Raw genomic sequence first — 24,444 nt, 5'->3', positions numbered from 1 at the left:
GTCGTACTCGGTGTGAGATGCGCGGGCGATCAGGTAGAGGACGACGAGGGTGGTCACGGCAGTGAAGAGACCGATCACGATGGTGGACAAGGCGGGTCAGACGCCCGCGTAGGAGTGGAGTCCGGTGATCCAAAGGTTCACACCGACGAAGTTGAACATAAAGGCGGCGTAACCGGCCAGCGCAAACCAGGAGGCGCGGACACCACGCCATCCGCTGGTGGACGCGGCGTGCAGGTAGGCCGCGTAGAGCACCCAGGTGATGAACGCCCAGGTCTCCTTGGGGTCCCACCCCCAGTAACGTCCCCAAGAGTTCTCCGCCCAGATGGCACCGGCGAGCACCGCGAACGTCCAGATCGGGAAGGCGAACATGTGGGCGGCATGCGCGACATGTCCCAGGGTCGTGCTCGGCGGAAGGCTCGCGGCGTACCTGCCATCCACGTCACCGCCGCGCTCCTTTGCGCGCGTCTCGGCGCGAGTCCGCACCAGGAAGAGCGCTGTCGCGACCGCACCGACGGTGAAGATGCCGCCTGCGCTGATCGCGGCTGCCACGTGGATGACCAGCCAGTAGGAGTTCAAGACGGGCACCAGCGCGTCCACCGGCGTGTAGAGGACCGTGACAGCGAGGCCGAGTGCGAGCAGCACGATGGCGACGATCCACACCCCGAAGTCCCGAACCGGTCGCCGGGACAGGAAGAACAGGTAAGCGCCACCCGCAGCGAGCGCACCGACGATGGCGAACTCGTACATGTTTCCCCAGGGCGCGCGCTGGGCCGCGAGGCCCCGTGCGGCCACGCCCGCCAGGTTGAGCAGGAAGCCGAGCACCGTCATCGACGTGCCGATTGCCCCGAGACGCCGCCAACCGTCGGGCGCCGGTTCCGGTTCGGGGGTCGTGGGCGAGTTCACCGCTGCAGTTGCTGCGGGCACGAGGACGACGTGTCGCCGGGCCGCCCGCCCGGCGGCCTCTGCCGAGTAGGCGAGCAGTGCCAGCGCGTAGACCGCGATGGCGGAGTAGACGAACCCGTTCGAGAGGCTCGCCATCGTGTCACTGAAGCTCATGAGGCGCTTCCTTCTGGTGGATGCAGTGCGGTGGCGTTCGCGGCGAGGGTTTCGACAAGGTGCGCGATGTCCTTGTCCGGGAGCGGCCAACGGGTCATGGACTGCCCGGCGACCTCGAGAGTCGAGGACCCTGCGGTGCCCGAGGCGTCGGGAATGGCCCGGACCCAGATCCGCCGTCGTCGGATCGACAAGGAGGTCGTGAGCCCGAGCAGCAGCATCACACCGGCCGCGAGTGAGATCTCCTTGCCTGGGTCGTAGGCGATCTGGAAGTTGGCGAACCGCCCCACTCGGTCGAAGGTGAGGCTGCCCAGTCCGTTGGGCAGCTTCATGGTTTCACCGACCGAAAGTGCGCGGGCGAACGGCTGGCCGTCAGCCTGCCGCAACTGCTTCATGCCTGACTTGTCCAGCGTGTACACCGATTGGGCCTCCCCGTCGTCCACGCCCAGGTCGCCCGCGAAGGCTGTCAGGAAGAGTTGCGGGTTCAGGGCGTCCGGGAAGGCCGAGTACGGACCTTGAGGGCCCGTGGCGGCGGTGGGGAGGAAGAACCCTTCGAAGCCCAACTGCTGAGGCATTGCGTCAGGCACCTTCACGACGCCGTCGGAGGCGTAAGAGCCGTCGTTGGGCAGGAAGATGACAGGCCCCGAAAAGGCGATGTCCCCACGGCCGTCCCGGACAGTCACAACCGGCGCGTAGCCGTGCCCAGTGAGGAAAGCCTTGGTCCCGTTCACGTCGAGGGGGTGGTTGGGTCGAACGTCCAAGCGGCGCGTCTCATCGTTGGCGCCGGCCTGGTAGGACAGGGCCGCGTTGAAGAAGCGAGGTTCGCCGCTCTTGGGCCCTTCCGCTGCGTACTCGGCGTCGAACTCGTCCAGGGTGAATGCGAACGGCTCCAGGCTCTCGGTGTCGGTCCAGACTGACGGGGTGAACGCGTCGTAGGCCGAGCTCACGTTGGTGAAGGTCTCGCCCTCGGCGAGCGCCACCCGCCCTTCGAACCCGAATAGGCGGCCCGCGGCCACACCCACCAAGAGCACCAGGAGGGACAGGTGGAATGCGAGGTTTCCGACCTCGCGAAGGTACCCGCGCTCGGCACGCACCTCGTCCTTCGCCACCTCCACACGGAACCCGCGACGCCTCAGAACCTCTGCGGCCCGCTTGAGCGGACCGGCCGAGCCGGGCTCTTCGTCTGCGACGGGGTCGCGCTCCCTGACCGGGAAAGATCGATAGCCCTCCATTCGCGTGAGGTTCCTCGGCGCGGGCGCAGGGGCGGAGCGGGCTGCCTGCCACAGCCGGGCGCACCGCGGCAGAACACATCCGGTCATGGAGACCAGCAGCAGGAGGTAGATCGCGGCGAACCAAGGGGAGGCGTAGACCTCGAACAGTCCCAGGCGGTCCAGCCACGGGTAGAGCTCGGGATTGTCCGTCGCGAAGTTCAGGACGGCGGCGGGGTCGCTGGCGACGTTGCGCTGGGGCAACACCGATCCCGGGATTGCCGCCGCCGCGAGGAGCCCCAACAGGATCACGGCGGTCCGCATCGACGTGAGGGACCGCCAGAACCAGCGACCCCAGCCCCAGCCATGGATCGGCTCATCATCCGGCGTCGAGGTTGACGCTGGTCGAGGGCGCAACTGGGTCGTCACGATCTGCCTTCGGGTGGGTGCTCGTGTATGCGATCTGCCACTGGCGACCGGCTCCCGGTGGGGAACCCGGTGGCCGGTCGCCGGGCACCGGCACTCTACTAGATGACCTAGTAGATCTCTCATCAGAACGTCGAGACGTCCGGCGTCCCACCGTGCCTGCCGTTGCGATGAGCACAAGGGCTTTCGGTGAAGAGGGTGACGTCCTTAGCGCCATCGGAAGGCGCGGGCACCCTGCTAGGGGCCAATCTGCGTCTCGCCCAACGCTCGTGAAGCCCTTATGTGCAGGTCTGTGAGCCGTGCTTGCAGCCTTGGTCCCACACAAAGGTTGACTACTAAGTATTTTCGTAGACAGCGGAGGGTGTGCTTGACTCGTCGCGGTCGGTCGAGCTCGCTGATCAGCCAGAAATGTCCGCCAAGAGTAAGGACCAGGCTGTGGTAGAGCATCGCCACAAGCGGGAAACCACGGCCAGCCGCAAGCCCTTACGCGCACTCGTCGCTGGCTCACTCGCAATCGTGGCGACGGGTAGTGCCGTGGCCCTGGGGGTCGCGACCAGCCCGCGGAACGCCGTCCCGGCGATCAGCGCGCGGGACCACGCCCCTGGCGTGCCGAGTACGTGGGTCGCCGGCGAACGCCGAGACGCTATCTCTCGGTCGGGCGTTCGATTCCAACCCAAGCCAACGAGGGCTCAGCGGTTGCTGTCGGTCAGCAGGACTCGCCAGGCGGTGCGTCAAGCTGATGTCAGACGGTGGACCACAGTGGCGCTGAATGTGTGGACCGAGCCCGGCGAAATGGCCCGTAAGGTTGGGCTGCTCGACGACCTGACGAAGGTTCTGGTGACGGGTAGGGCGTTGTGGGGCCGCCAAGAGGTGGTCCTCGAGGGTCGCTCCCGGTGGGTCACCGAGGGGTATCTCGTGGCGAGTAAACCCGAGGTGAGGCCCGAACCGGCCGATCGTGTCCAACCGGTGGGCGGTGGCACCTGCTCGAACGGCACGTCGGTGCCGTCCGGTGTGAGCCCGAACATCGTGGCCGTCCATGCGGCCGTGTGCGCTGCGTTCCCCGAGATTACGACCTACGGGACATTGCGCGGCGACGGCGAGCATGCCCAGGGTATTGCTGTCGACATCATGGTGAGCGGCTCGCGCGGCTGGCAGGTGGCTAACTTTGTCCGGCAGAACTACTCCGACCTCGGTGTCTCCTATGTAATACACGCTCGGAGAATTTGGTCGGTACAACGGGCCGGAGAGGCCTGGCGGGGCATGGAAGACCGGGGCTCCGTGACCGCCAATCACTTCGACCACGTCCACGTCACAACATACTGATCCATCGAATCGAGCCGACCCGGGGATGGCCGGACCTCAACCAGAGTCGCGGACGGCCACGACCGCCATCGCTACCGTCGGGTCGCAGTCTGGCCGTGAGATCGTCGGTCGACCCCCAAGTCTGGCCACTCGGTCGGCAGGTGGCGACTCCCGGGTCGGGGGTAAACACTCAACAGCGCCGGGCGGCTGATGATGTGGTTCAGGTCGAACGCGTGCGGTCACAGGACGTTGAAGCGTCTCAAACGAATGCCTTAGCGTCCGCGGTTGCCTTCTCCGATGGTGGCGACGTGTCTCAGGCTGAGTCGACGGGGACGGCCGAGGTGGTCGTCGTGGGGTGCGACGCCAGGCCGTGGCGCTCGAACTTCTGCCCGGAGGCGATGCCGCCGAGGTAGAAGGAGATCAGCGCGATCAGGATGCCGGCGATGTCGTCGGCGACGTAGTGCCAGCCGAAGTAGAGCGTGGCCACGATGGTGAGGGCGAAGTTGGCCCAGAAGACCCAGTGGGCGACGCGGGAGCGGATCGTGTACTGCACCATCAGCGCCACGAGCAGGGTGATGCCGCTGTGCAGGCTGGCGAAGCCGGCGACGGACTGCACCGCTCCCTCGACGCCGCCGAGGATCACGCCCTGCCGTTGGTAGGCGAGCGTGTCCATCAGGGCCGCGGTGGGGGTGTCGGCGAGGTCGAAGAACGACGAGGGGTACTCGAAGCCGGGGCCCAGGGTCGGCAAGGCGTAGTAGGACGCCGTGCCGAGCGTCCACGCGAGGCACTGGGAGGTGGCGAACCAGTAGCCGAAGGAGATGTTGCGCGACCAGATCAGCCAGGCGGTCAGCGCCAGCGGCACCAGCGGCAGGAACCACAGGTAGATCGCCGAGAGGAAGTGCGCCGCGATGTTGGTGCCGAGCAGGTCGTGGAGCACGTTGGCCGGCTGGTGGCCCAGGAACAGCGCCTGGTCGACGAGGTGGAGCTCGCGGTCGTACTTGACGTCGCCCATGACGAAGGGCAGGTAGGACTTGAGGTTCCGGTAGCTCACGTAGGTGATGTAGAAGCAGACCAGCCCCATCACCACCAGGGTCAGCCGCTCGCGCGTCCAGTGAGTGCGGACCCGCTCGCGCACGATGCCGGGCCACCGCCGCGGGTCCATCCGTGCGGTCCAGATGATGCGCGGCAGCATGTCCAGCAGGAAGGCACCGGTGAGCAGCATCGGGAGCCGCAGCCAGGACGGTCCGAGGAAGCCCTCGGGGTCGGCGAGCCGCTTGTCGAGGACGAGAGCCGCTACCACGGCCAGCGTGCCCATGACGGTGGCGGTCCCGACGAGCAGGACGTAGGCGCGGCGATACACCCGCGCAGTCTACGGAGACGCCGCTGACGATGTTCGCGCGCGACCTCGGCCCGGTGCCCCTCGCTTGGTCCACGGGGTTGTTAGCCGTGGGCTGCAAAGCTCAGGACCGCCGCAAGGTCGCTTGCGGCATTGCGCTGGAGCAACACCCCCCCCGGGGATGGGCGCCGCCGCTAGTGGCACCAGCAGGGTCACGGCGGTCCGCATCGACGTCACGGATCGCCAGAGCCAGCGAGCCCAACCGCACCGGGCGTCCATGATGGAGCGCTTGTGCATGTGTCATCATATATGCATGCGCGCATATGCTGCCGGTGAGGAATCGCCTGGCGTCGAGCAGATCGACCTCGCGGTCGAGGTCTTCCGCATGCTCGCCGACCAGACAAGGGTGCGGATCCTGTGGGCCGTACTCGCTGAGGAGCGGTCGGTCAACGAGATCGTGGAGATCCTCGGCAAGCCGCAGAGCGCGATCTCCCAGCACCTTGCCAAGCTGCGGCTGGCCCGACTCGTCCTTCCCCGCAAGCAGGGAGCCCAGGTCTTCTACCGAGTTGCCAACGATCACGTCCGGCAGCTCGTTGCCGACGCTGTGTATCACGCTGAGCACGCCGGTCCCGGCGTCCCTGCCCACCACCGCGGCGACGCCGTCGACCTCAAGGACGCCCGATGACCCACGAACGGCCTCCCCATGAGCACGAGGCGGATCCTCAGGTCACCGAAGCACTCTGGGCACACGAGGCCGCGCATCCCGGCGAGCACGGTGACGGGCATGGGCACAGGCACGACCACCAACACGGACACGGGCATGGCCACGGTCACGGGCACGGCGATTGGCCACGTGGTACTCTCAGACGATTCCTCGCCGAGACACTCCGGCCGCACAGTCACGACAGCACCGACTCGGTGGACTCCGCGCTGGAATCCAGCGCGCTCGGCATCCGAGCCGTCAAGATCAGCCTGCTGGTGCTCTTGGTGACCGCCATCGCGCAGGCGGCGATCGTCGTGCTGACCGGGTCGGTCGCGCTGCTCGCGGACACCATCCACAACTTTTCCGACGCCCTGACGGCCATCCCGCTCTGGATCGCCTTCGTCCTCGGCCGCCGACGCCCGACCTCGTCGTACACATACGGTTATGGACGCGCCGAGGACCTCGCTGGGATCTTCATCGTCGCGATGATTGCCCTGTCCGCGGGGATCGCAGGGTACGAGTCGGTGCGCAAGCTGCTCGACCCGCAGCCCCTCTCATACCCGTGGGTCGTGGTCGCGGCCGGACTGATCGGCTTCGCAGGCAACGAGCTCGTCGCGCTCTACCGGATCCGGGTCGGCCGCCAGATCGGCTCTGCCGCACTGGTCGCCGACGGCCTGCATGCCCGCACCGACGGCTTCACCTCCCTGGCTGTCGTTCTCGGCGCGATCGGGGTGCTGCTCGGCTTCCCCCTCGCAGACCCCATCGTGGGACTTCTCATCACGATCGCGATCCTGCTCGTGCTGCGGGACGCTGCCCGTGACGTCTACCGGCGGCTCATGGACGCCGTAGATCCCGAGCTCACCGCGACCGCCGAGACAACCCTCCGGCGCACCGACGGGGTCCGCGGCATCGAGCAGGTCCGGCTTCGCTGGATCGGGCACCGACTTCGCGCTGAGGCCGGCATCGTCGTTGACAGCACGCTCGATATCGTCGCCGCGCACGCGATCGCCACCGACGCCCATCACCGGCTCCTCCATGCGATCCCGAGACTTGTCGGCGCGACCGTGCAGACTAGCCCCAGCGACGAAAACGGCGACCCGCATCAGGTGCTCGCCCATCACCACGTGTCACCGCGCGCCTGAACGCCGAACGCCGTGCTCGCTCCAGGCACACGGGCACGAGGGCCACGACAGCGCCGGAGAGGAAGGTCATCCGGCGCGGGGATCGCCCGCAGCGGACACAACGCTGCGGGCGGTACGGCTGCCGGGTGGGTCCACAGGGTCACCCGGCCTCGGCGGCGAAGTCGAGTCGAGCTGATGGGGCGGTGGCCACGGCGGTGACCCGCGCGGCGAGAGCACGCAACTCGGCGGGCGACCCAAGCCTCATCCGGATGGGCTGGCGCGATGATGCTCGTGTCGGTGTTGCGGATCGGCGTGCTCGCCCTGATCATCTAAGGCGGTCGTGCGGCTCAACAACCCGGTGGCCGGGAGCCCGGGTCGCAATGAGCTAACAGTGGGCTGGCTGACGAGCCAGCCAGTGAGCGATCGGAGAACGCGATGAGCGCAGTCGGTCAGGCGGCAGTCCTCGTCTCCTTCCCGGTGGTTGCCGCAATCACCGGCTCGGTGGCCTCGGTGTTCACATCCTTCAGTGCCAAGGCCACCAGCGGCGTCCAGCACTTTGCTGCGGGTGTGGTGTTCGCAGCGCTTGCGTCCGAGATCCTCCCTGACCTGCGCGACGAGGGGCACGTGGTCGTGGTGGTGATCGCCTTCCTTGGCGGGGTCATGCTGCTGTTGTTCCTGCGGGAGATCTCGGCTCGGCTGGAGTCACGAGCTCGGGTCGCTGCCGTGGTGCCGCTGTCCTTGACGGCCACGGTCGGCGTCGATCTGCTCGTCGACGGACTCCTAGTCGGGGTCGGCGCAACTCTCGGTCGGACCGAGGGCATCATCTTGTCGATCGCTCTGACGCTGGAGATCCTGTTCCTCGGTCTGGCTGTGTCCTCGGAGCTGCTCGACCGGGGCGCCAGCAAACGTGTTTCGGCCCTGGTTCCGAGCCTTCTCGGGCTGCTCACAGCAGTGGGCGCGATTGGCGGAGCGCTGCTCCTTGCCGGCGCGAGCGCCGCGATCCTGGCGGCGGTCCTAGCCTTCGGAGCAGCCGCGCTCCTCTACCTGGTGACCGAAGAACTTCTGGTCGAAGCCCATGAGAGCGAGGAGACCCCAGTTCTGGCCGGCATGTTCTTCCTGGGCTTCATCATCATCTACGCCATGGCAGCGTGATCGGCTCGCACCACCGCTGGCTCACGCCAACAGACAACGCTTCCAGAAGCCACACATGTGACACGCCCGGCAAAGGCCCACGGGCCGGATCATCTTGGTGACGCTTCTCGCGTTCATCGTCGCCACCGCGCTTATGGTCGGACTGACCGAGCTGCTGGAGCGGATGTGAGCGAGATCCCGGACGCTGTTGGCGGACACCTTCCACAACTCTTCGACGCCCCTGACGGGCTCCCCATCGGGCGCCTGTGACTCAGGTGGGTCGTGGCGACGCGCGTCGCGACACCCACCGCGGAAGCGAAGGCCCTGACGGGCTTCGAGAGTCCCGGGGCTCCTGGGTCATTGGACTCTGGGGACGGCGGCCAGCTCGGCGCACGCCGATAGGCGGGTTCGGAAAGCGCGGAACTCAGCAACATCCTAGGAGGTCCGTGGTGACTGGTCCAAAGCGTATCGCTGCAGCGTTGATGGTCGCTCCGCTGGCAGTCCTGATCGGTCAGCCCATGGCGGCCTCGGCACCGTTCGCATTGTCAGCATGGTCGACTTCCTCGGAGACCGCCGCTGACCAGGCGTCGCAGCCCACCATCGTGGTCACGTCCAAGTCGCCACACGTCGTCCGGGGCACCAGTCACCGGGACATCATCGAGATCCGAGTCAGTGGGCATGTCGTCCGAGCGCTGGGCGGCGACGACGTGGTGTACGGGAGCGCCGGACACGACAAGGTCTTTGGCGGTCACGGGGCCGACCGCGTGTACGGCCACGCCGGCGACGACACGATGTACGGCGGGTCGGGCAACGATCACATCTACGGCGGCCATGGCGACGATGTCTGTGAAGGCGGCGTCGGTCACGACAGCACGGATGACGGGCATGACGGCACTCACGACGGGCATGACGGCGGGCATGGTGGCACCCACGACTGACACTCAGCACGAAGACGTACCTGTGCTGGGCGCTGCGGCTGGGCAGAACCGGCGCAAGATCACCGCTCATAAGGACCGTGGCGGGGCTAACTCAGGACTGGTCGATCGATGCGGCCACGCAGCCTAGGCCCAGTCCTTGTCGCGAACGATGTGAGCGGTGCGGGCCGGCAGATCGATCGGGGGTAGTTCGTCGTCGCGTCGATCGAATACCTTCTCGGTCAGGCGTTGGTGGGCGGCGCCGGCTCTTCCGTTGGCCTTCTCGGCCTGGATCATGTCGAGCTGCGCCACCTCGTCATACGGCGCCGCGGTGTAGGCGACTTGGGCTGCCCACAGCGCAAGGTTGTGGTCGCCCGAGGCAAGCGCGTGAGTCGTGACGATGTGCCCGACATCGACGATGGCGCTGGTCATGATGTGGTCCCACCGGTCACCGTCGAGTAGCCAGTTCCAGTGGTCCTTGCGCAGTTCCGTGAACGGCTCGCCCCTGACCAGTCGAAGTGCCGCGATCAGGTCGTCCATGCCGTCGGCCCCGTGGCTCTGTCCGCGGGCCCTGAGACGCCGGAAGAGGTCGAGGTCACACAGCACGCCGTCGAGCTTGTATAGGGCTGGCGACTCCGGGTCTGGCCCAGGCTGTGCCTTCGGCAGATAGGGCTTCCCGGTGCGGGGATCGTTGCCCAGCCATCGACGCAGTTGGCTGATGTCCACCCGAACCCGCTCCGGGCGGATCCCGAACGCGTCAGCAAGTTCGTGCCCGGAGACCCCGCGCGGGTGGAGTGCGAGGTAGGCCAGCAACTCCACGTAGAACGGCCTCCGGTGTGCCGTCGCTTTCGTGTCTCCCGTCGTGCGGGCACCGACTGGCCCGAGGAGGGTCAGCTTCGGTGCGGACAGCATCGGCGACTCCCAGCGAGCGAGGTCCTCGTCCAGCGCCGGGTCCGCCGCCTTCACGACCGTGCTGGCCTCCGGCGCCGCCCGGGGCGCGAGCACCTCCACGTCCTCGACGGTCGTCGCGGCGGCGTCGGCGTACACGACCGCATCGAGCGGCAGGAGTGACTCGTCTCCAGCCGCGCCGCGTTCAGGTCTCGGTTCCGTGAGTCGCTCGGAGAGGGCGCCTGCCAGGTTGAAGACCGCGCTATCGCCGTCCGGTTGCGGGACGGGAACGTCTTGCCCATCGAGAGCGAGGTCGAGGAGCAGCGCGCAAGCGCGAGCCTCCTCGGCGCTCAGCTCTGCCGCTAGGACGTCGATCCCTAGGCTGGGGGCTCGGAGGCGCCCGTCATCGGTCAGTTCCAGTTGCGTACCCGAGGGTCGAGGTTTGCCCTCGAGATCCACGAGCGCTGCCGCCGAACGGCCGGGAACATTTTCGATCGCCGTCGCGAGCGCATCGACGTCCGAGACCGGACGATCCGTGGCGGCGATGATCACCGCGCGGAAGTCATCGGGATCAACCGGCTCGACGACGGACGACAGGGTCTGCGCAGCTTCCGCGATGAAGCCGGTGTCACCTGCGGGGTGGGTGCGCACGCGGCCGAGGTTGAACGATGCAAGGTCCGATCCGAGACCGAAGACATCGACCGTCGTCACGACTGACCACGGGTTGACGGCCAGTTCGGCAGCGAGGTGACGTGCGAACCCTGTCTTGCGGTCGCTAGCGCCGGCGACGGCCACCGTCCGGAGCTCCTCGAGGTTGACGAACAAGAAGGAGCCGTCGTCAGTTCGTCCGACGCTCACCAGTAGCGGGTACGGAGGGAAGGAGTCCTCTGGGCGGTTGGGGACCTCGCCCAGTTGGATCCGCCATTCGGTGCCGGACCCGGTCCACGGCTCTGGAAGGTCAGCGGGCTCACCGAGGGAAAGGACGATCTCGTCCGCGGAGAGCACAGCCCCGACGAGCCGCGGTAGCGGCAGGTGGATGGAGCGCAGCGCGGCGTCGAGGGCGTCGATCCGGGGCGCGATCATCGATGCCGTGGCGTAAGCCGTCTTTTCCGCAGGGATCAGCTCCGCGGGCGGCGGAGGGATGATCGCGCCGGGACGCCGATGACGCAGCTGGGTTCGTCGCTGTGCACGCAACGCGATCCAAAGCGCGGCCCCGAGAACCGCTCCCGCTCCCGCGAGTCCGGGGACGAGCCAGCTCGACACGACGCTGTCATCCGAACTCTGGCCGGAATCGGCCGAGTCAGCCTCCGCTTCGCCGACCGGCTCAGTAGGCGTGACCTCGGCCGGAGGTGGAATCGTGTCGGGAACCTCTTCAGGCGGCTTCGCGTGCTTGGGTTCCCGTGATTCCGACGGCTTCTGCCCGGGGATGGTCAACTTCCAGCCGGGCAGGATCAGATTGGGGTCCGTGAGCCGGTCGCCGGTGGGTTGGACGGTGTTCCGGGATGCCTCGAAGATCGTGGGGTAGGCGTCGGCGTCCCCCAGTTCGTCCTCCGCAATCTCCGACAGGGTGTCGCCGGGCTGCACGACGTACGCGCCCGGCGGCGCGACCTCGGCCACAGGCACCCTCAAGACGGTGCCCGGCAGCAGGAAGTCGGGACGCCCGTCGAGGACGGCCTCGTTGAGCGCAACGATCTCGACGTACCGCGTGCCGTCGCCGAGGCGGTCCTCGGCGATCCTCCAGAGGCTGTCGCCACGCTTGACTGTGTACCGCTCGACTTCCCGCTCCGTCTCATGCTCGACCATCGGCGCAGGAGCGGAGGCGGAGGCGGGCTTGACCGTGACTCGGGTGTCGTCGGGCAGGGGAGCGGCCGTCGGAGCGGCCTCGGCCCTCGGCTGGGGCAGGAACGCCGTCGACGCCGGCAAGGCGAGGAACAGCAGGGCAGCTGCCGCGACGAGTCGATCTGCTGCGAGCTGGGGCATGGCTAGGCCTGGCAGCCGCGGTGTGCGGATACCTCGCACCTGAGAGACAACCGATGCGACGAGTTGCAAGCTGAACACCGCCCAGGCGATCCAGCAGACCACGGCGATCAGCTCGACCACCAGCGTGCCGTCGTCCGGAGCCGTGAGTCGCGACCACGTGAACCCCCCGAGGTCCGGAGCTGCGTCGATCGCAACCAGGACGGCCGGTACGCCGAGGACGAAAGCGACCAGGGCCAGCGCGGCTACCAAGCCACGCAGGCGGGTGTTGACGGTGCTCATCGCTGGCTACCTCCCAGGGTGCGGATCAGTCGAGCCGTCGCGGTGCTTGACACGTCGAAACGATGGATACCGATCAAGCCCAGGAACTGGGGGTCGTACGAGTCGTGGACGGTGACTCTGATGGTGTCGCCGTTGGTGATCTCGACCGTTCCGCTCACGCCCGCGGCATCGAGGTAGCGCTCAGCTGCGGCGCGAGCCGCAGTGGGGCTGATGATGAGCTCGCGCCCCTGGATGGCCGCACTGCCTTCAACCTCTTCGCCCCCGGCGCGTGCCGCTTGGGCTGCAAGGTCGTGGGCTCGTTCCTGGGCGTGCACCTGGCCGCCGAGATCAACGGCCAGTCCGACGAGGAACATCATCACGAAGCTTGAAAGGGCCAGCCAGACGGTGATCGAGCCGCGCTCGTCGTACTGCCGGATCATCGTTCCCGCCATGTGTCGATCGGGCTGGACATGGTCGCGCGCATGACACGGGAGCCGGGGACGCCAGGAACCGCCAGGTCGGAGAGATTCAAGCGACACGAGACAGTGACCTCGACCGAGCCGGGTATGCCCGGTTGCTTGTTGAAGTCGGTGGTGTCGACGGTCACGTCGACGTCCGAGCAGCCGAGCTTCTGATTGGCGATGCTCGCAGCAGCGGCCTCGCGGGCATCAGCTTGCGCAGTCTGGGAGTCACGAGCGATGGAGGCCGACCTGGCGCCGTCGGCGGCAGCAGACTGGAGAGCCTCGTGGGTGCTCGCCGTCCGCCCGCCGAAGATGATCAGGCCGACGAACAGCGCGAAGGCAGGTACGCCGACGGCCGCCTCGATCGCCGCGGATCCGCGCTCGTCTCGTCGACTCATGGTGTCCCCGCCGCGTTGGGAGCCGTAAGTCGCTCGACAGGGACTGTCGCGCTCTGCGTGATCCGGACGTTCCATCCGGGGATCACGCTGAGGCTGAACCCGGTGACCGTCACGGTGGCCGTCGTCGCCGTACGGTTGGCGCTCGTCGAGGCGCCGGTCAGGACGTCGTCGCCGCCGGCTTCGGCAAGGAAGTCGTTGGCCGCGCCCACACCGTCGGCTTCTCGGCCCTGCTCGGCGCCGGCCGCTCGAGCGCCCTCCTGCGCGGCCGCGATGGCCACGGTTCGCGCGTGGTAGAAGAGCGCTGCCTGCATCCCGATGAACATGAGCGCGAAAAGCGCGGGCAGCAGGATGACGAGCTCGATTGAGACCGAGCCCCGGTCGTCGCGCCGCCGCCGGCGGCGGCTACTTGATGTTGCCGGCCTGACTTTTGACATAGGTCGTCACAGCCGCGACCACAATCCCAACGATGGCAATCACGGCGACTGCCCAGAGCACGTGCTCTGTGGTCACCGAACCACGCTCGTCTCGCCGGGTGGTCCGCAGGTCGTCGTATTTGGTCACCACCGCTAGTTGAAGCAAGACCAGGACTTTCAACATGAGTTCCTCCTTGGATTTGTCCTTCCGTGTCACGAGCTCGTGAACATGCGAAGCAATGAGGGGGCCACGAGCAAGGCCATGAAGATGACGCCGAGCAGGGAGCCCGGGATAGTCATGCGCTCACCGACGGCGTTCGCCTGAGCAATTTCGTCGTTAAGCATCGCCGTGCGCATGGCGGCGGACCGGGCACGCAGGGTGGCGTACACGCTCGCTCCCTCCTCGCCCGAGAGGCGCATGATGTCGGCGAAGTCGTCGAGCTCGGGGAGTCCGAGCTCCTCTGCCAAGGTGTGCAATGCGTCCCAAGGCGGGAGGCCCGACCAGCGCGATCGGGTCAGTTCCTCTGAGAGGCGGGTGAAGACCCAGGAGTCGCCGACTTCCGCGGCTGCCTCCATGGCCTGCCGGACGCCGATCCCGTTGTGACGTTCGACGGCGACTAGGTCGATGTAGGCACCTAGGGCACGGGCGAACTCGACACGTGCCTTCCGCGCTTCATCGAGCGCGTTGTAGTTCGGGATGAAGAACATGACGGCCGCGAGGGCGATCGAGGCGAGGGCCGGAATCTGGAGTGGCAGATCGAGGCCGAGCGAGTTGAACAGCAGGGTGAGCCCGGGTGGGATGACGAGGCCGAGCCCAGCGAAGGTGAGCTTCTCGCCGTAGAACTGCGCCACGGATATCCGCAGCAGCGCGAGTTCGCGCGTCGGCGTCCGGATCCACAGGCCCGGCGGCAGCACGCGCATTCCCCACAGCCCGAGTCGTTCCTTGCCGGTGCGGGCAGCTGCGGCACTGGAGGTCGTGCGGTTGCGCGTCGAGGAGACGCGCTCCAAGGCGTCGGCGAGGTCCGGCTCGGCGGGCAGGATTCGCGCGACGACCAGCGTCAGCCCGAGGCCGACAAGGCCACCGGACAAGATCGCCAACTGAAGACCGGTGATCATGGCATCGCCGTCACATCGGGTCGGGTCTGTAGGAAGCGCGGCATCGGTTTACCGGTAGCCATGCGCCGCATCCAGATCAGGGTGCCGACGTAGGCCGAGAGAAGCACGACGAGGATCACCTGGCCGACAGCGGTCGCATACGGCTCGACGTACTGACCGGACAGGGCCAGGACCACCAGGACGCTGGTGCTGATGAGTGTTACCCATCGGGCAGTCGCACGCGGCTTGGCCCGATCGGCCTCGACCTGGCGACGGGCTCGTACGTCGGCCGCGACCGACTCGGCGAGACCTTCGAGGACGCTCGCGAGGCCGGCACCGCGGCGGCGTGCTCCGAGGATGAGGTTCGCGGCAATGAGATCGCCGGTCGCATCGTCGAGCTCGTCCGCGAAGGCCCGGAGCGCCGTCTCGGTGTCCCACCGGGCACGAAGGCGAGCCACGAGCCGGCTGACTTCAGGATTGATCGGGGCGGGAGTGGAGCGCAATGTGGCGACCAGTGCCTGCTCGAGCCCGATCCCTACTGTGAGGACGCCGGCGAGTGAGCGTGTCCATTCCTCCATCGCTTCGAGTCGGTTGATGCGAGTCGCGGCCGGTGGAGCGGACACCAGAGCTGGCAGCCCGAGGACTGCGACCGGCGCAATGATCAGCGCGAGTACCCACCCGGTGATGACCCAGCCGAGGAGGCCCAACCCGACGCCGATCAGCAGGAGCATCCGGGTGCGTGAGGTCAGGGCCACCCGACGTGCCCACGCCAAGTGCTTCTCGCGCGGGGGTTCGGCCGTCGGCCGCATGCCGAGGGCGATGCCGAGTATCCCGATGGCAATAAGTCCGCCTGCAAGAGCAGGAAGGAACGGGGTCACGGCTGCGCTCCGTACGGCTGGGTCGAGAGGTACGCCGCGAGGTCGAATCCGTGGTGGGCCAGCGCCCGGTACTCGTCGGGAAGCACGTCCGGTACGGCGACCCCTGATGCATCGGCACGAAAGACGTGCGTGGTCGCGTATCCGACCTCCCTCTCGCCAGGGGCAAGGGCGATGATCTCGGCGACTCTCCTCGTACGCTGCGCACCGCCCGAGATGGCCTTGGTCTCCATGCTCAGCTGGACGATCAGGTCCACCGTGGCCGCGAGCTTGCTTGTCGCGAGCCCCTGGGTGACGTGCGGACCGGCCTCCATCGCGCACGTGACGAGCTTGCGGACTGCCGAGACCGCGTCAGCTGCGTGGGTGGTCGAGATGGAGCCGGTCCCGGACTCCATCGCCTTGATCATCGCCCAGATCTCCTTGCCTCGTACCTCGCCGACGATCTGGCGGGAGAGGTTGAAGCGGAAGGAGTCGACCAGCGCCTCATCGAGAGTGAACTCGCCAGCCTGGCGGCCATCAGGCGCACGCTCTCCGGATCCCGGGCGTGCCTCCCAGGCGTGGACGACTTTGTGGCGGCCGAGTTCATGGAGGTGGAGTTCGTACTCGGTCTCGAATGTGCCGATCGCCTCCATGGTGTCGATCTCGGCACAGAGCGCGCGGACCAGGGTGGTCTTGCCTGTTCCCTGGGCGCCCGCGACGACGATCGAGCGTCGCGCCCGGACCGCCGCGCGCAGGAACGAGGCCGCGGTTGGAGTCATCATCTCTCTGGAGACGAGGTCGTCGAGGGTGACCTGCATCAGTCGGTGCCGTCGGATCACCACTGATGGGTGGGGCGTTACCCATGCTGCGGCAGCCAAGCGAGAGCCCCCGTCCAGCCGCAGATGAAGCCGCGGCTGGGCCTCGGAGAAGGACCGAGCGTTGACCTCGCTGCGCGAGGCAAGGAAGACGAGGAAGTCGATGAGTTCCTGGTCGGAGTCAGCGACCGGTGGACCATCGATCAGAGTGCCGTCGACCAGCTCGAGTAGGACGTTGTCGTGGCCGACGATGACGATGTTCTCGATGTCGTCGTTGTCGACCAGAGGCTGCAGCCGACCCAGGCGGAAGAGAGAGTCGAAGACAGCCTTCGCCGTGGCCTGTTGTCGCGCCGGGCTCCAGGCCCCGCGGCCGGCGTCGACGTCCTCGGCCATCGCGGACTCGATGAGGTCCAGCAGGATTGAGCGGCCGAGCTCCTGCTGCGCGGCCTTGTCGAGCCGGCTTCTGTCTGAGGCGACGGCCTGGCTCAACTGCTCGGACGCTCGAGCGCGCAGCTCCGCGACGATCGACCAGTCGACGTCGGGGACAGTCGTAGGGGGAACGGTCAATGGAGTGCCGAGCTTGGCGGCTGCGGGTGCAGAGCCGTTGGTCGGCTGGGCGAACAGTGGTAGTCGCGACAGCTCGCCGTATTCGCTCAGATAGCGGGATGCCTCAGTCACCGTGGGGCCTCCTCCACGAGAGCGAACCGACCGCGTGCGACGTGTGCCTGGACCGACTGCACCGCTGCCTGGAGCCCCCGGACGTAGGGTCCAGTTTCGAAATGGCGAGGCGGATGGTCCCCGCGGTGATAGACAGCGGCCGCCACCGGATCGTCGGGCAGATCGGCGACTACCGGCATTCCGAGCACCTTGGACACCTCGGTGTATCGGTACGGCTGACCTTCGCCGATCAGGAGCAGGCCCGCATGTCTCCATCCGGTGCCAGGCTGGCGCACGGTCTCCGCCCACGAGCGTGCCGCTGAGATCGACGGCAGGTTGGCGCGAGTTACGAGCAGGGTTGAGTCAGCCGAGTCCAGGAGTTGCTGTGGCGATCCCATCAGCCCGAGCCTGCCCGCATCGACGATGACGTCCTGGCCGCTCGCTTCCAGTTCGCGCAACGCCGAGCCGAGCGGCTCCCACACGTCGCGGAGTGCCGCCGCCTGAGCGTGGGTCCGTGTTCCGGCTACCAGCGAGACGTTCGGGCTTAGCGGCCGGACGACGTCCCGCAGCGCATCCGCCGCGCTTAACGGCGAGAGCGCCAGCTCGACCAGCCCGGCGTCGTACGGCCTCGTGCCCTTCATGAATCCTGCGAGGATCCCGGAGCCGCCGGTCGGGTCGGCCTCGACGAGAAGCACTGGACGCGGCCAGCAGAACGCGAGGCCCACGGCCGTCGAGGTGACGCCGGGCGATCCCGACGCGGAGGTTAGGCAGACGACGGCCATCACTCGGCTCCGGAGTCCAGGACCAAGGCGACGTTCCCGGTGGCGGCTCGTGCGGCAAGGACACCTGCGTCGGCGTACGGCACCAGGACGTTGACGACTGTGTTGCCTGTCGTTTCGTCCATGTAGGTGCCGACGACCTCGGCGACCGTGAACTGCGGAGAGTTGGCGGGTGCCTCTCCGTTGTCGCCTGGCGTGACGATGATGCGGACCTTGTCGCCGCCGTACAGAGGCATTCCCGGGACCTGCGCGGGTGCCAGGGAGATCCCGACGACGGACTGTCCTGGTGGCGGTAGGGGCTCGTCGGCAGTCGACTCGCTTGTGAGCAGGCCCCCCGCCGCGATGTCGAGGGCCGCCCGCTGACCGACGACGTCGTCGTAGGCCGAAGCGGGCAACGGGGCCAGAGCTGGGTCGCCGCTGATCCGGATCCGCTCGATGTCCTCAGCCTTGATCACCTCGCCGCGGTGGATCGTGTCTCGCGCAGCTAGAACCTCCTGGGTGTTCGTCGTCACGCTCCAGGCCCACGCGCCGAGCAGGCAGCCAAGCGCGGTCACGATGACCGCCGCAACGACCAGCGCGGGGCGTCGCCGGAGCTTGGGCGGGGGAGTGATGCTCGCGGCCGTCTCCGGCATGGTGGGGCGCGGGCCGGTCCTCCGGTCCTCTCGGGCAGTTGTGGACACTTCGTCGTACCTCCCGCGCAGCTCGTCAGTTCACGAGCACCTGCGCCTCGCCGATCCGGATCTGTGTTGAGCGGTTGAGGCCGTCGAGCCGGATCGTCCCCGTCTGGCCGGCGCCCGACCAGGTGATGACCCAGCTCGACGTCGCCGTGACTGTGTAGGAGTCATCGGCTTCCTGCGCGCTCGACTTCTTATAGGTGTGGCCGCAGTCAGGAGAGTCCTTCCGCCCGTACGACGGCTTGTACGGCGTGCCCGCCGTCTCGCAGACGACCTCGGTGCCGTCACCCATGTCCCACGTGATGCGGAGGACCTTTGCGGTGGCCGTGATCGTGATGCCTCCTGCGGAAGCGCTCTCAGTAATCGGGCCAACGGTGTGGGCGTTCGGGTCCTTGGCCCACATCCAGACCGGCATGCCGACCAGGCCGATGCTGTCCGGACCCGGCTCGGGGGCGATGCCGATGTTGATGGCAGACAGATGCATCTGCTCGATCGCGATCTGCGCCACCTCGCGCGGTGTTGGTCCCGTGCCGGAGTTCGGCGGCGGGTCCTGCGACCAGATGGTGATGAGCAGACCCGTCTGCGGCTGGTAGCAGTTGTAAACAGCGCCGTCGCCGGGCTCGTGACCCTGCCAGCTCGGGTCGCCGGCTGGCGGCTGGGGCTCGACCGGACTGATGTAGCAGTGGTAGCTGTTCGACCAGTAGCCGGCTGGCGATGAGCAGGGCACAGGCCCGGGCGGAGGTTTCGTGATGCCTTGGCTGGTGCCATCCCAGTAGCAGGCGGCTCCGCTGCCGGTGTCCGGTGGCCCGTCGTCGCCTGGCTCACCGGGCGTACCTGGCGTGCCCGGTACCTCGATCCAGATGAGGCACTCGCCCGTCGCTGGGTCGGTCTGCGAGCACACGGTGTCGGCGTATGACGGGGCGTTGACGAGAACGGAGAGGCTGGCGGCGGACAGCCCAGATAGGAGGAGGCGAATCAGGATGCCGCGCATGGCGCCTGCTTGAGGTCCTGGCCCGTCGCCACGCGCCAGCCGCCGGTCGGATCGGCGGCGTAGTCGTAGTTCGCGACGGTGTAACGCGTCCACCCGGTGTCCCGGCGGTCGGGGGAGACGATCGACTTGCCTCTCTTGTCGAGCACGTCGACCTTGCTGACGTCCCAGCAGACGTCGATGACGACCGTCGGAACCTTGCCGGCCTTCGGGTCGGAGTTGTCGAGGTTCACCGACTGGACCTGCAACTCGTTGATGGCTGTGGCGCCGGTCTGCCGCTGGCCCTCGTCACGCTGCCGGCCGATCAGGGTCTCGACGGCGTTGAGTTGCGCGCTCGTCGCGACGGACTTCAGCTGCTTGAGGTCAGCCGCTGGGTCGCTGCGGAGTTGGTCGACAACCGTGAAGTAGCTCCGGACCGCGTCGGTGGCATCGGCGGTCGCCGCATCCGAGGGGGAGCTGGGCGAGGCGCTCGTCGTCGGTGAACTCGGCGACGTCGACGACGGCTCCGAGGTCGGCGGCGGATCGGTGTCGCTGGCGCCGCATGCGGAAACCGCGGCCAACATCACTGTGCCGGTCGCCCAGGAGATCAACCCGAGTCGATTCATCATGCGGTTCCTGTTCCTCCTACAGGTGACTGAGGAGGCGGACGCCGCTGCGGACGGATCCCGAGCGCCGTCTGCGCCTCATCGTAGTCACGATTTCTGATTTCTGGCCCGCCAACTTCCACAGCCCTTCCATCCTCAGGTGCCTCTCCTTCTCCAGTCCGCTCCACCGACTCACGTCTCCTGCCCTATCCCGCCCCTTCATCCGTCCTCCCCTTCGTCCGATCTGCTCCGTCCCCGTGTCTCCACCCCACTCCTTTCGGCTTCACACGGTTTGCAGATCGAGGGGCCTGTGGATGGCGAAGCGCACCTGAGGGCTGTGGAACGGAATCGGCGGTGACGGTCTCGCTGCGCCGGATGTCCGCGGGCAGCGGCTACCACTACCTGCTGCGCAGCGTTGCGGCCGGCGATGGCGGCAGAGCCCTATCGACGCCACTCACCCGCTACTACTCCGAGGTCGGTACGCCGCCTGGTCGCTGGCTCGGCTCGGGAGTCCGGGCCTTTGGGAACGGCCAGCTCGTCGCGGGGATGCAGGTGACCGAGGAGCAGCTTGCGCTGCTGATCGGCATGGGCCGAGACCCGATCACGGGGGATCAGCTCGGGCGGGCGTACCCGACGTACAAGCGTCTGGCGGACCGCATCAACGAGCGAGTGGCGGCTCTCGATCCGGAGATGACCCAGGAGGATTGCGCGGCCGAGACGAGCAGGATCGAAGCCGAGGAGACTGCCGCCGGCATGCGCCACGCCGTGGCTGGCTTCGATCTCACCTTCAGCGTCCCGAAGTCGGTGTCGGTGCTGTGGGCAGTTGCCGACGCGGCCACCCAGGAGCGGATCGCGAACGCGCATCACGCCGCCGTCGCCGACGTCATCGCGTTCTTCGAGCGGGAGGTGGCCGCGACTCGGGCGGGCATCTCCGACAGGGACGGCGCCGTTGCTCAAGTCAGCGTCGAAGGAGTCGCCGCCGTTGCCTACGACCACTTCGACTCGCGCGCCGGAGATCCACAGCTCCACACGCACGTGGTGGTGTCCAACAAGGTGCTGACCGTGATGGACGGGCGATGGCGCAGCCTCGACGGCCGCTCGGTGTTCTCCTCCGTCACGGGATTGTCAGCGCACTACAACGCCCTGCTGGCCGACCGACTCAGCCGGGACATCGGCGTCGACTGGGAACTTCGCCAACGCGGCGCCGACCGCAACCCGCAGTGGGAGATCGCCGGCATCAGCGAGGAGCTCATCGGGGAGTTCTCGAGCCGCACCCGCGAGATCGAGCTCAAGAAAGACGAGCTGATCGCCGAGTACGTCGCAGGGCACGGTCGGATGCCCTCGCCCAAGACCATCGTGGAGCTGCGCGCCCAGGCGACATTGGCGACACGGCCACCCAAGGAGCTGCGGTCGCTCGCTGACCTGACCGCAGAGTGGCGGCGTCGCGCATCTGAGCGACTGGGCGCCGACGCGACCGCGTGGGTGGCAACGCTCCTTGGTGTGGGCGGGACGCCGCTCACCGCTGACGACATTCCCCTGGCAGCGATCGAGGCGATCGGCGCTGACGTCGTGGCCGCGGTCGAGGTGAAGAGGGCAGTGTGGAACCACTGGAATCTCATGGCCGAGGCGTCGAGGCAGACGATGGACTTCCGGTTCGCAAACACCTCGGACCGGGAGGTGGTCGTTTCCATGGTGGTCGACGCAGCTCAGGGTCAGTCTGTGTCGCTGACTCCGCCTGAGTTGGCGATCAGTCCGATTCGCTTCCAACGCGAAGACGGCACGAGCGTCTTCCGACCGCGGCACGCGGCCAAGTACTCGTCGACCGCGATCATCGAGGCAGAAGCACGACTCCTGAACTGGTCGGAAATCACCACCGCACCGACCGTGCGCCCCATCGCGCTGGGGCGGGTGGTGACGCGCTCGCGGGCTCGACTCAGCTCTCAGCAGCGCGCTGCCCTCGAAAGCATCACGACGTCAGGTCGACGGGTGGACCTGCTCGTCGGGCCCGCGGGCGCCGGCAAGACGACAACGATGCGCGCTCTTCGTGCCGCGTGGATCATCGAGCACGGGCAGGGCAGCGTGATCGGTTTGGCGCCCTCGGCGACAGCTGCCCAGGCCCTGGCCGACGATCTAGGGGTCGCCTGTGACAACACGGCCAAGTGGCTGCACGAGTATGACCGCGGGCGAACGCATCTCCGCGCCGGGCAGCTGGTGATCATCGACGAGGCCACGCTCGCGGGAACGACGACGCTCGACCGGATCAGTGGCATCGCGGAGGCCGCAGAAGCCAAGGCCCTGCTCGTCGGTGACCCGTATCAACTTCAGTCCGTAGAAGCCGGCGGCGCATTCGCGCTCCTGGTCGATCGCCGTACCGACGCCGCGGAGCTGACCGACATCCATCGCTTCGTCAACGAGTGGGAGAGGCACGCCTCCCTCGCCCTTCGTCGAGGTGAGGTCGAGATCATCTCGACGTACGTCCGACAGAAGCGAGTCCGCGAAGGGCTGACCGACGAGATGCTCGACCGGGCCTACGAGGCGTGGCGTGCGGACTGCAGCGCCGGCAAGGCCAGCATCCTCGTGACCGAGTCATCCCACGCCGTGCGAACTCTGAACGAGCGGGCCCGCGCCGAACGGCTGCTGCATGACGGCGCCGCCGATGGTCACGAGATCCCGCTGGCCGCCGGCCACAGCGCCTCGGTCGGAGATGTGGTCATCACCCGGCGCAACGAACGCACTCTTCGGACCTCCGGTGGCGGCTGGGTCAAGAACGGCGACCGCTGGCGGGTGATCGACATCCGCCGCGATGGCTCGATGCTGGTCGAACGGCTCGATCCACGACGTCAGGGCAAGGCGGTGCTGCCAGCTGAGTACGTCGCTGAGTACGTCGACCTCGGTTACGCCATCACCGCACACCGGGCCCAGGGCGTCACCGTCGACACCTCCCACGTCGTCGTCACAGCGTCCACAACCCGGGAGAACCTCTACGTCTCCATGAGCCGCGGCCGCGAGTCCAACGTCGCTTACGTCGCCATCGACCAGCCCGACGATAGCCATTCGACGCCATTGGCAGACGACGTCACTGCCAGGACCGTGCTGTACGGCGTCCTGCAACACAGCGGCGCAAACCTTTCCGCCACGCAGACGATCGAGGCCGAGTACGAGCTCCACGGTGGTATCGACCGACTGGCCGCAGAACTCGAGACAATTGCCGCCGAAGCTCAGCGCGATCGCTTCGCCGAATTGCTAAGCCGATCGGGCTTGACCTCCCAGCAGCACAGGCAGGTCGTCGAGTCGACGGCCTTCGGCCCGCTCGCAGCGGCGTTCCGTCGCGCCGAGGCCTACCATCATGACCTCGAGCAACTCGTGCCAAGAGTCGTGGGCCAGCACGGTCTGGATGACGCCGATGACGTCGCAGCGGTGCTGCGCTACCGCGTCGACAAGCTGGCTGCGACTCCACCTCGTGGATGCCTTCTCCGCCCGCGTCTGATCGCCGGGCTCGTCCCCGAGCCGCTCGGTCCGATGTCCGCGGATGATCGCCGGGCGATCCACGAGCGGAAGGAGTTGATCGAGGCCCGCTCACGGGCGCTTGCCGAGTCCGCTGTCAGTGGCCGCGAGGCATGGACCCGCCGGCTCGGTCCGATGCCGTCCGAATCGAAGGCGAGGGTTCGATGGCTTGACGCTGCGGCGGCTGTCGCCGCGTATCGTGACCGCTACAAAGTCAGCTCGGATCTGCCAGTAGGAGCGGCAGCCCGAAGTGACGCTCAGCGAGCCGACCGCCAGCGCGCCCTCGCGGCCCTCCGCGGCGCCGCTGCGGTGAACATGCATGAACGTCCGTCGTTCCCGCCGGCGCCGTCCGTGGAAATTCGTCCCGTTTCCGCTCCATAGGTGCCCTGAGTGCCGCCGGGGTCCACAGGAGCGCCCGGCTCATGCATGGCCGATGTCGAGCGGGCGTATCGAGGATGTCCCAACCCCCGGAGGCACCCATGCTGATCCTGCTCGCACTACCAGTTCTCTTCGCCGTCTCGGCGATCCACCGATATCTCGCCGTGTTCGCGCCCACCAACCTGCTGGTCCGGGGTGTGCGCTCTCACGAGCCTCGATGGCGAACTGTCGCCATGCTCGCCGCGATCGCCGTCGGCCTGTTGCTGGCCATGCACTTGGTCGCCATAGCCGTCGTAAACGGCGCGCCCGGCTGGCTGAACCTCGCTGTGCTCGTCCTTGCGTGGGATGCCCTGAAGGTCGGGGTCCTCAGTTTCCTTCAGGCGCTTCGCTGGGCGCACGCCCGTCGTCGTGCTGAGCTTGCTACTGGCAGCTCGCGCCTGAAGCAGGCGCGACGGATGCACGGATCACCGGTGCGGTCGGTTTGATGGATGAGTGACCCTTGGCGTCAAAGGCGATGTCGCGAT

22 protein-coding genes are annotated in these 24,444 nt (G+C 67.4%); 7 read left to right on the top strand and 15 right to left on the bottom strand.

The window, feature by feature from the left end:
* Positions 1–96: 96 nt before the first annotated feature.
* Both ccsB and resB read right to left on the bottom strand, forming a co-directional pair.
* Complete coding sequence (gene ccsB, locus QQZ14_RS23710; protein WP_284536901.1) at positions 97–1,056, bottom strand: c-type cytochrome biogenesis protein CcsB; 960 nt, start codon at positions 1,054–1,056, stop codon at positions 97–99.
* Positions 1,053–2,585: a cytochrome c biogenesis protein ResB gene (resB, locus tag QQZ14_RS23705; protein ID WP_284536900.1), complete on the bottom strand. Its 1,533-nt coding sequence runs from the start codon at positions 2,583–2,585 to the stop codon at positions 1,053–1,055. Before resB ends, ccsB begins: the two co-directional genes overlap by 4 nt.
* A 798-nt stretch (positions 2,586–3,383) precedes the next feature.
* Here resB and QQZ14_RS23700 point away from each other — a divergent pair.
* A complete protein-coding gene (locus QQZ14_RS23700) occupies positions 3,384–4,010 on the top strand; it encodes a hypothetical protein (RefSeq protein ID WP_284536899.1) in 627 nt (208 codons plus the stop codon).
* 292 nt (positions 4,011–4,302) lie between these two features.
* Here the strand turns inward: QQZ14_RS23700 and QQZ14_RS23695 are convergent, their stop codons facing one another.
* Positions 4,303–5,349, bottom strand: coding sequence for a phosphatase PAP2 family protein (locus QQZ14_RS23695; protein WP_284536898.1), 1,047 nt, complete (start codon positions 5,347–5,349; stop codon positions 4,303–4,305).
* Positions 5,350–5,638: 289 nt separating this feature from the next.
* On the opposite strand from QQZ14_RS23695, the gene QQZ14_RS23690 reads away from it, so the two are divergent.
* From QQZ14_RS23690 to QQZ14_RS23675, 4 genes are all read left to right on the top strand, one after another.
* Positions 5,639–6,010 carry an ArsR/SmtB family transcription factor gene (locus QQZ14_RS23690; protein WP_284536897.1) on the top strand — a complete coding sequence of 124 codons (372 nt, stop codon included), beginning with the start codon at positions 5,639–5,641 and terminating at the stop codon, positions 6,008–6,010.
* A complete protein-coding gene (locus QQZ14_RS23685) occupies positions 6,007–7,170 on the top strand; it encodes a cation diffusion facilitator family transporter (RefSeq protein WP_284536896.1) in 1,164 nt (387 codons plus the stop codon). Before QQZ14_RS23690 ends, QQZ14_RS23685 begins: the two co-directional genes overlap by 4 nt.
* A gap of 414 nt (positions 7,171–7,584) precedes the next feature.
* The gene (locus tag QQZ14_RS23680; RefSeq protein ID WP_284536895.1) at positions 7,585–8,301 is read left to right on the top strand and encodes a hypothetical protein; all 717 of its coding nucleotides are present in this window, start codon (positions 7,585–7,587) and stop codon (positions 8,299–8,301) included.
* Between the two features lie 428 nt (positions 8,302–8,729).
* Positions 8,730–9,218 (top strand): calcium-binding protein, encoded by a 489-nt coding sequence (locus tag QQZ14_RS23675; protein ID WP_284536894.1) that lies wholly within the window; start codon positions 8,730–8,732, stop codon positions 9,216–9,218.
* Between the two features lie 123 nt (positions 9,219–9,341).
* Here QQZ14_RS23675 and QQZ14_RS23670 read toward each other — a convergent pair whose 3' ends face one another.
* The 12 genes from QQZ14_RS23670 to QQZ14_RS23615 all read right to left on the bottom strand — a co-directional run bounded on the left by QQZ14_RS23670 (position 9,342) and on the right by QQZ14_RS23615 (position 20,062).
* Positions 9,342–12,341 (bottom strand): LysM peptidoglycan-binding domain-containing protein, encoded by a 3,000-nt coding sequence (locus QQZ14_RS23670; protein ID WP_284536893.1) that lies wholly within the window; start codon positions 12,339–12,341, stop codon positions 9,342–9,344.
* Positions 12,338–12,760, bottom strand: coding sequence for a TadE family protein (locus QQZ14_RS23665; protein ID WP_284536892.1), 423 nt, complete (start codon positions 12,758–12,760; stop codon positions 12,338–12,340). The genes QQZ14_RS23670 and QQZ14_RS23665 overlap by 4 nt, the downstream gene beginning before the upstream one ends.
* Positions 12,757–13,179 (bottom strand): TadE/TadG family type IV pilus assembly protein, encoded by a 423-nt coding sequence (locus QQZ14_RS23660; protein WP_284536891.1) that lies wholly within the window; start codon positions 13,177–13,179, stop codon positions 12,757–12,759. Before QQZ14_RS23660 ends, QQZ14_RS23665 begins: the two co-directional genes overlap by 4 nt.
* Positions 13,176–13,613 (bottom strand): TadE family protein, encoded by a 438-nt coding sequence (locus QQZ14_RS23655; RefSeq protein WP_284536890.1) that lies wholly within the window; start codon positions 13,611–13,613, stop codon positions 13,176–13,178. Before QQZ14_RS23655 ends, QQZ14_RS23660 begins: the two co-directional genes overlap by 4 nt.
* Complete coding sequence (locus QQZ14_RS23650; protein WP_284536889.1) at positions 13,582–13,776, bottom strand: hypothetical protein; 195 nt, start codon at positions 13,774–13,776, stop codon at positions 13,582–13,584. Before QQZ14_RS23650 ends, QQZ14_RS23655 begins: the two co-directional genes overlap by 32 nt.
* 29 nt (positions 13,777–13,805) lie before the next feature.
* Positions 13,806–14,708 (bottom strand): type II secretion system F family protein, encoded by a 903-nt coding sequence (locus QQZ14_RS23645; RefSeq protein WP_284536888.1) that lies wholly within the window; start codon positions 14,706–14,708, stop codon positions 13,806–13,808.
* Entirely contained in the window at positions 14,705–15,565 is an 861-nt protein-coding gene (locus QQZ14_RS23640) for a type II secretion system F family protein (RefSeq protein WP_284536887.1), read from the bottom strand. Before QQZ14_RS23640 ends, QQZ14_RS23645 begins: the two co-directional genes overlap by 4 nt.
* Positions 15,562–17,034 carry a CpaF family protein gene (locus QQZ14_RS23635; protein ID WP_284536886.1) on the bottom strand — a complete coding sequence of 491 codons (1,473 nt, stop codon included), beginning with the start codon at positions 17,032–17,034 and terminating at the stop codon, positions 15,562–15,564. Before QQZ14_RS23635 ends, QQZ14_RS23640 begins: the two co-directional genes overlap by 4 nt.
* Positions 17,031–17,738, bottom strand: coding sequence for a hypothetical protein (locus QQZ14_RS23630; RefSeq protein ID WP_284536885.1), 708 nt, complete (start codon positions 17,736–17,738; stop codon positions 17,031–17,033). Before QQZ14_RS23630 ends, QQZ14_RS23635 begins: the two co-directional genes overlap by 4 nt.
* A gap of 56 nt (positions 17,739–17,794) precedes the next feature.
* Positions 17,795–18,424, bottom strand: coding sequence for an SAF domain-containing protein (locus QQZ14_RS23625; RefSeq protein ID WP_284536884.1), 630 nt, complete (start codon positions 18,422–18,424; stop codon positions 17,795–17,797).
* Positions 18,425–18,497: 73 nt separating this feature from the next.
* Positions 18,498–19,457, bottom strand: a complete 960-nt coding sequence (locus QQZ14_RS23620) for a hypothetical protein (protein WP_284536883.1) — start codon at positions 19,455–19,457, stop codon at positions 18,498–18,500.
* Positions 19,442–20,062, bottom strand: a complete 621-nt coding sequence (locus QQZ14_RS23615; protein WP_284536882.1) for a hypothetical protein — start codon at positions 20,060–20,062, stop codon at positions 19,442–19,444. Before QQZ14_RS23615 ends, QQZ14_RS23620 begins: the two co-directional genes overlap by 16 nt.
* A 330-nt stretch (positions 20,063–20,392) precedes the next feature.
* On the opposite strand from QQZ14_RS23615, the gene mobF reads away from it, so the two are divergent.
* Positions 20,393–23,923: a MobF family relaxase gene (mobF, locus tag QQZ14_RS23610; RefSeq protein ID WP_284536881.1), complete on the top strand. Its 3,531-nt coding sequence runs from the start codon at positions 20,393–20,395 to the stop codon at positions 23,921–23,923.
* 98 nt (positions 23,924–24,021) lie between these two features.
* Positions 24,022–24,405, top strand: a complete 384-nt coding sequence (locus QQZ14_RS23605) for a hypothetical protein (RefSeq protein WP_284536880.1) — start codon at positions 24,022–24,024, stop codon at positions 24,403–24,405.
* Positions 24,406–24,444: the final 39 nt, after the last annotated feature.

Origin of the sequence: Nocardioides sp. T2.26MG-1, from assembly GCF_950101795.1 — a bacterium.
Classification (GTDB): domain Bacteria; phylum Actinomycetota; class Actinomycetes; order Propionibacteriales; family Nocardioidaceae; genus Nocardioides.
This window is presented reverse-complemented; position numbering and strand designations above follow the sequence as displayed.

Bases quoted from the DNA above. Each gene is read 5' to 3' on its own strand.
- QQZ14_RS23655 (WP_284536890.1), bottom strand. From the start codon at position 13,613: ATGTCAAAAGTCAGGCCGGCAACATCAAGTAGCCGCCGCCGGCGGCGG.
- QQZ14_RS23680 (WP_284536895.1), top strand. From the start codon at position 7,585: ATGAGCGCAGTCGGTCAGGCGGCAGTCCTCGTCTCCTTCCCGGTGGTT.
- QQZ14_RS23690 (WP_284536897.1), top strand. From the start codon at position 5,639: ATGCGCGCATATGCTGCCGGTGAGGAATCGCCTGGCGTCGAGCAGATC.
- QQZ14_RS23685 (WP_284536896.1), top strand. From the start codon at position 6,007: ATGACCCACGAACGGCCTCCCCATGAGCACGAGGCGGATCCTCAGGTC.
- QQZ14_RS23620 (WP_284536883.1), bottom strand. From the start codon at position 19,457: ATGCGCGGCATCCTGATTCGCCTCCTCCTATCTGGGCTGTCCGCCGCC.
- QQZ14_RS23605 (WP_284536880.1), top strand. From the start codon at position 24,022: ATGCTGATCCTGCTCGCACTACCAGTTCTCTTCGCCGTCTCGGCGATC.
- QQZ14_RS23670 (WP_284536893.1), bottom strand. From the start codon at position 12,341: ATGAGCACCGTCAACACCCGCCTGCGTGGCTTGGTAGCCGCGCTGGCC.
- resB (WP_284536900.1), bottom strand. From the start codon at position 2,585: ATGCGGACCGCCGTGATCCTGTTGGGGCTCCTCGCGGCGGCGGCAATC.
- QQZ14_RS23660 (WP_284536891.1), bottom strand. From the start codon at position 13,179: ATGAGTCGACGAGACGAGCGCGGATCCGCGGCGATCGAGGCGGCCGTC.
- QQZ14_RS23645 (WP_284536888.1), bottom strand. From the start codon at position 14,708: ATGATCACCGGTCTTCAGTTGGCGATCTTGTCCGGTGGCCTTGTCGGC.
- ccsB (WP_284536901.1), bottom strand. From the start codon at position 1,056: ATGAGCTTCAGTGACACGATGGCGAGCCTCTCGAACGGGTTCGTCTAC.
- QQZ14_RS23615 (WP_284536882.1), bottom strand. From the start codon at position 20,062: ATGATGAATCGACTCGGGTTGATCTCCTGGGCGACCGGCACAGTGATG.
- QQZ14_RS23625 (WP_284536884.1), bottom strand. From the start codon at position 18,424: ATGCCGGAGACGGCCGCGAGCATCACTCCCCCGCCCAAGCTCCGGCGA.
- QQZ14_RS23665 (WP_284536892.1), bottom strand. From the start codon at position 12,760: ATGATCCGGCAGTACGACGAGCGCGGCTCGATCACCGTCTGGCTGGCC.
- QQZ14_RS23650 (WP_284536889.1), bottom strand. From the start codon at position 13,776: ATGTTGAAAGTCCTGGTCTTGCTTCAACTAGCGGTGGTGACCAAATAC.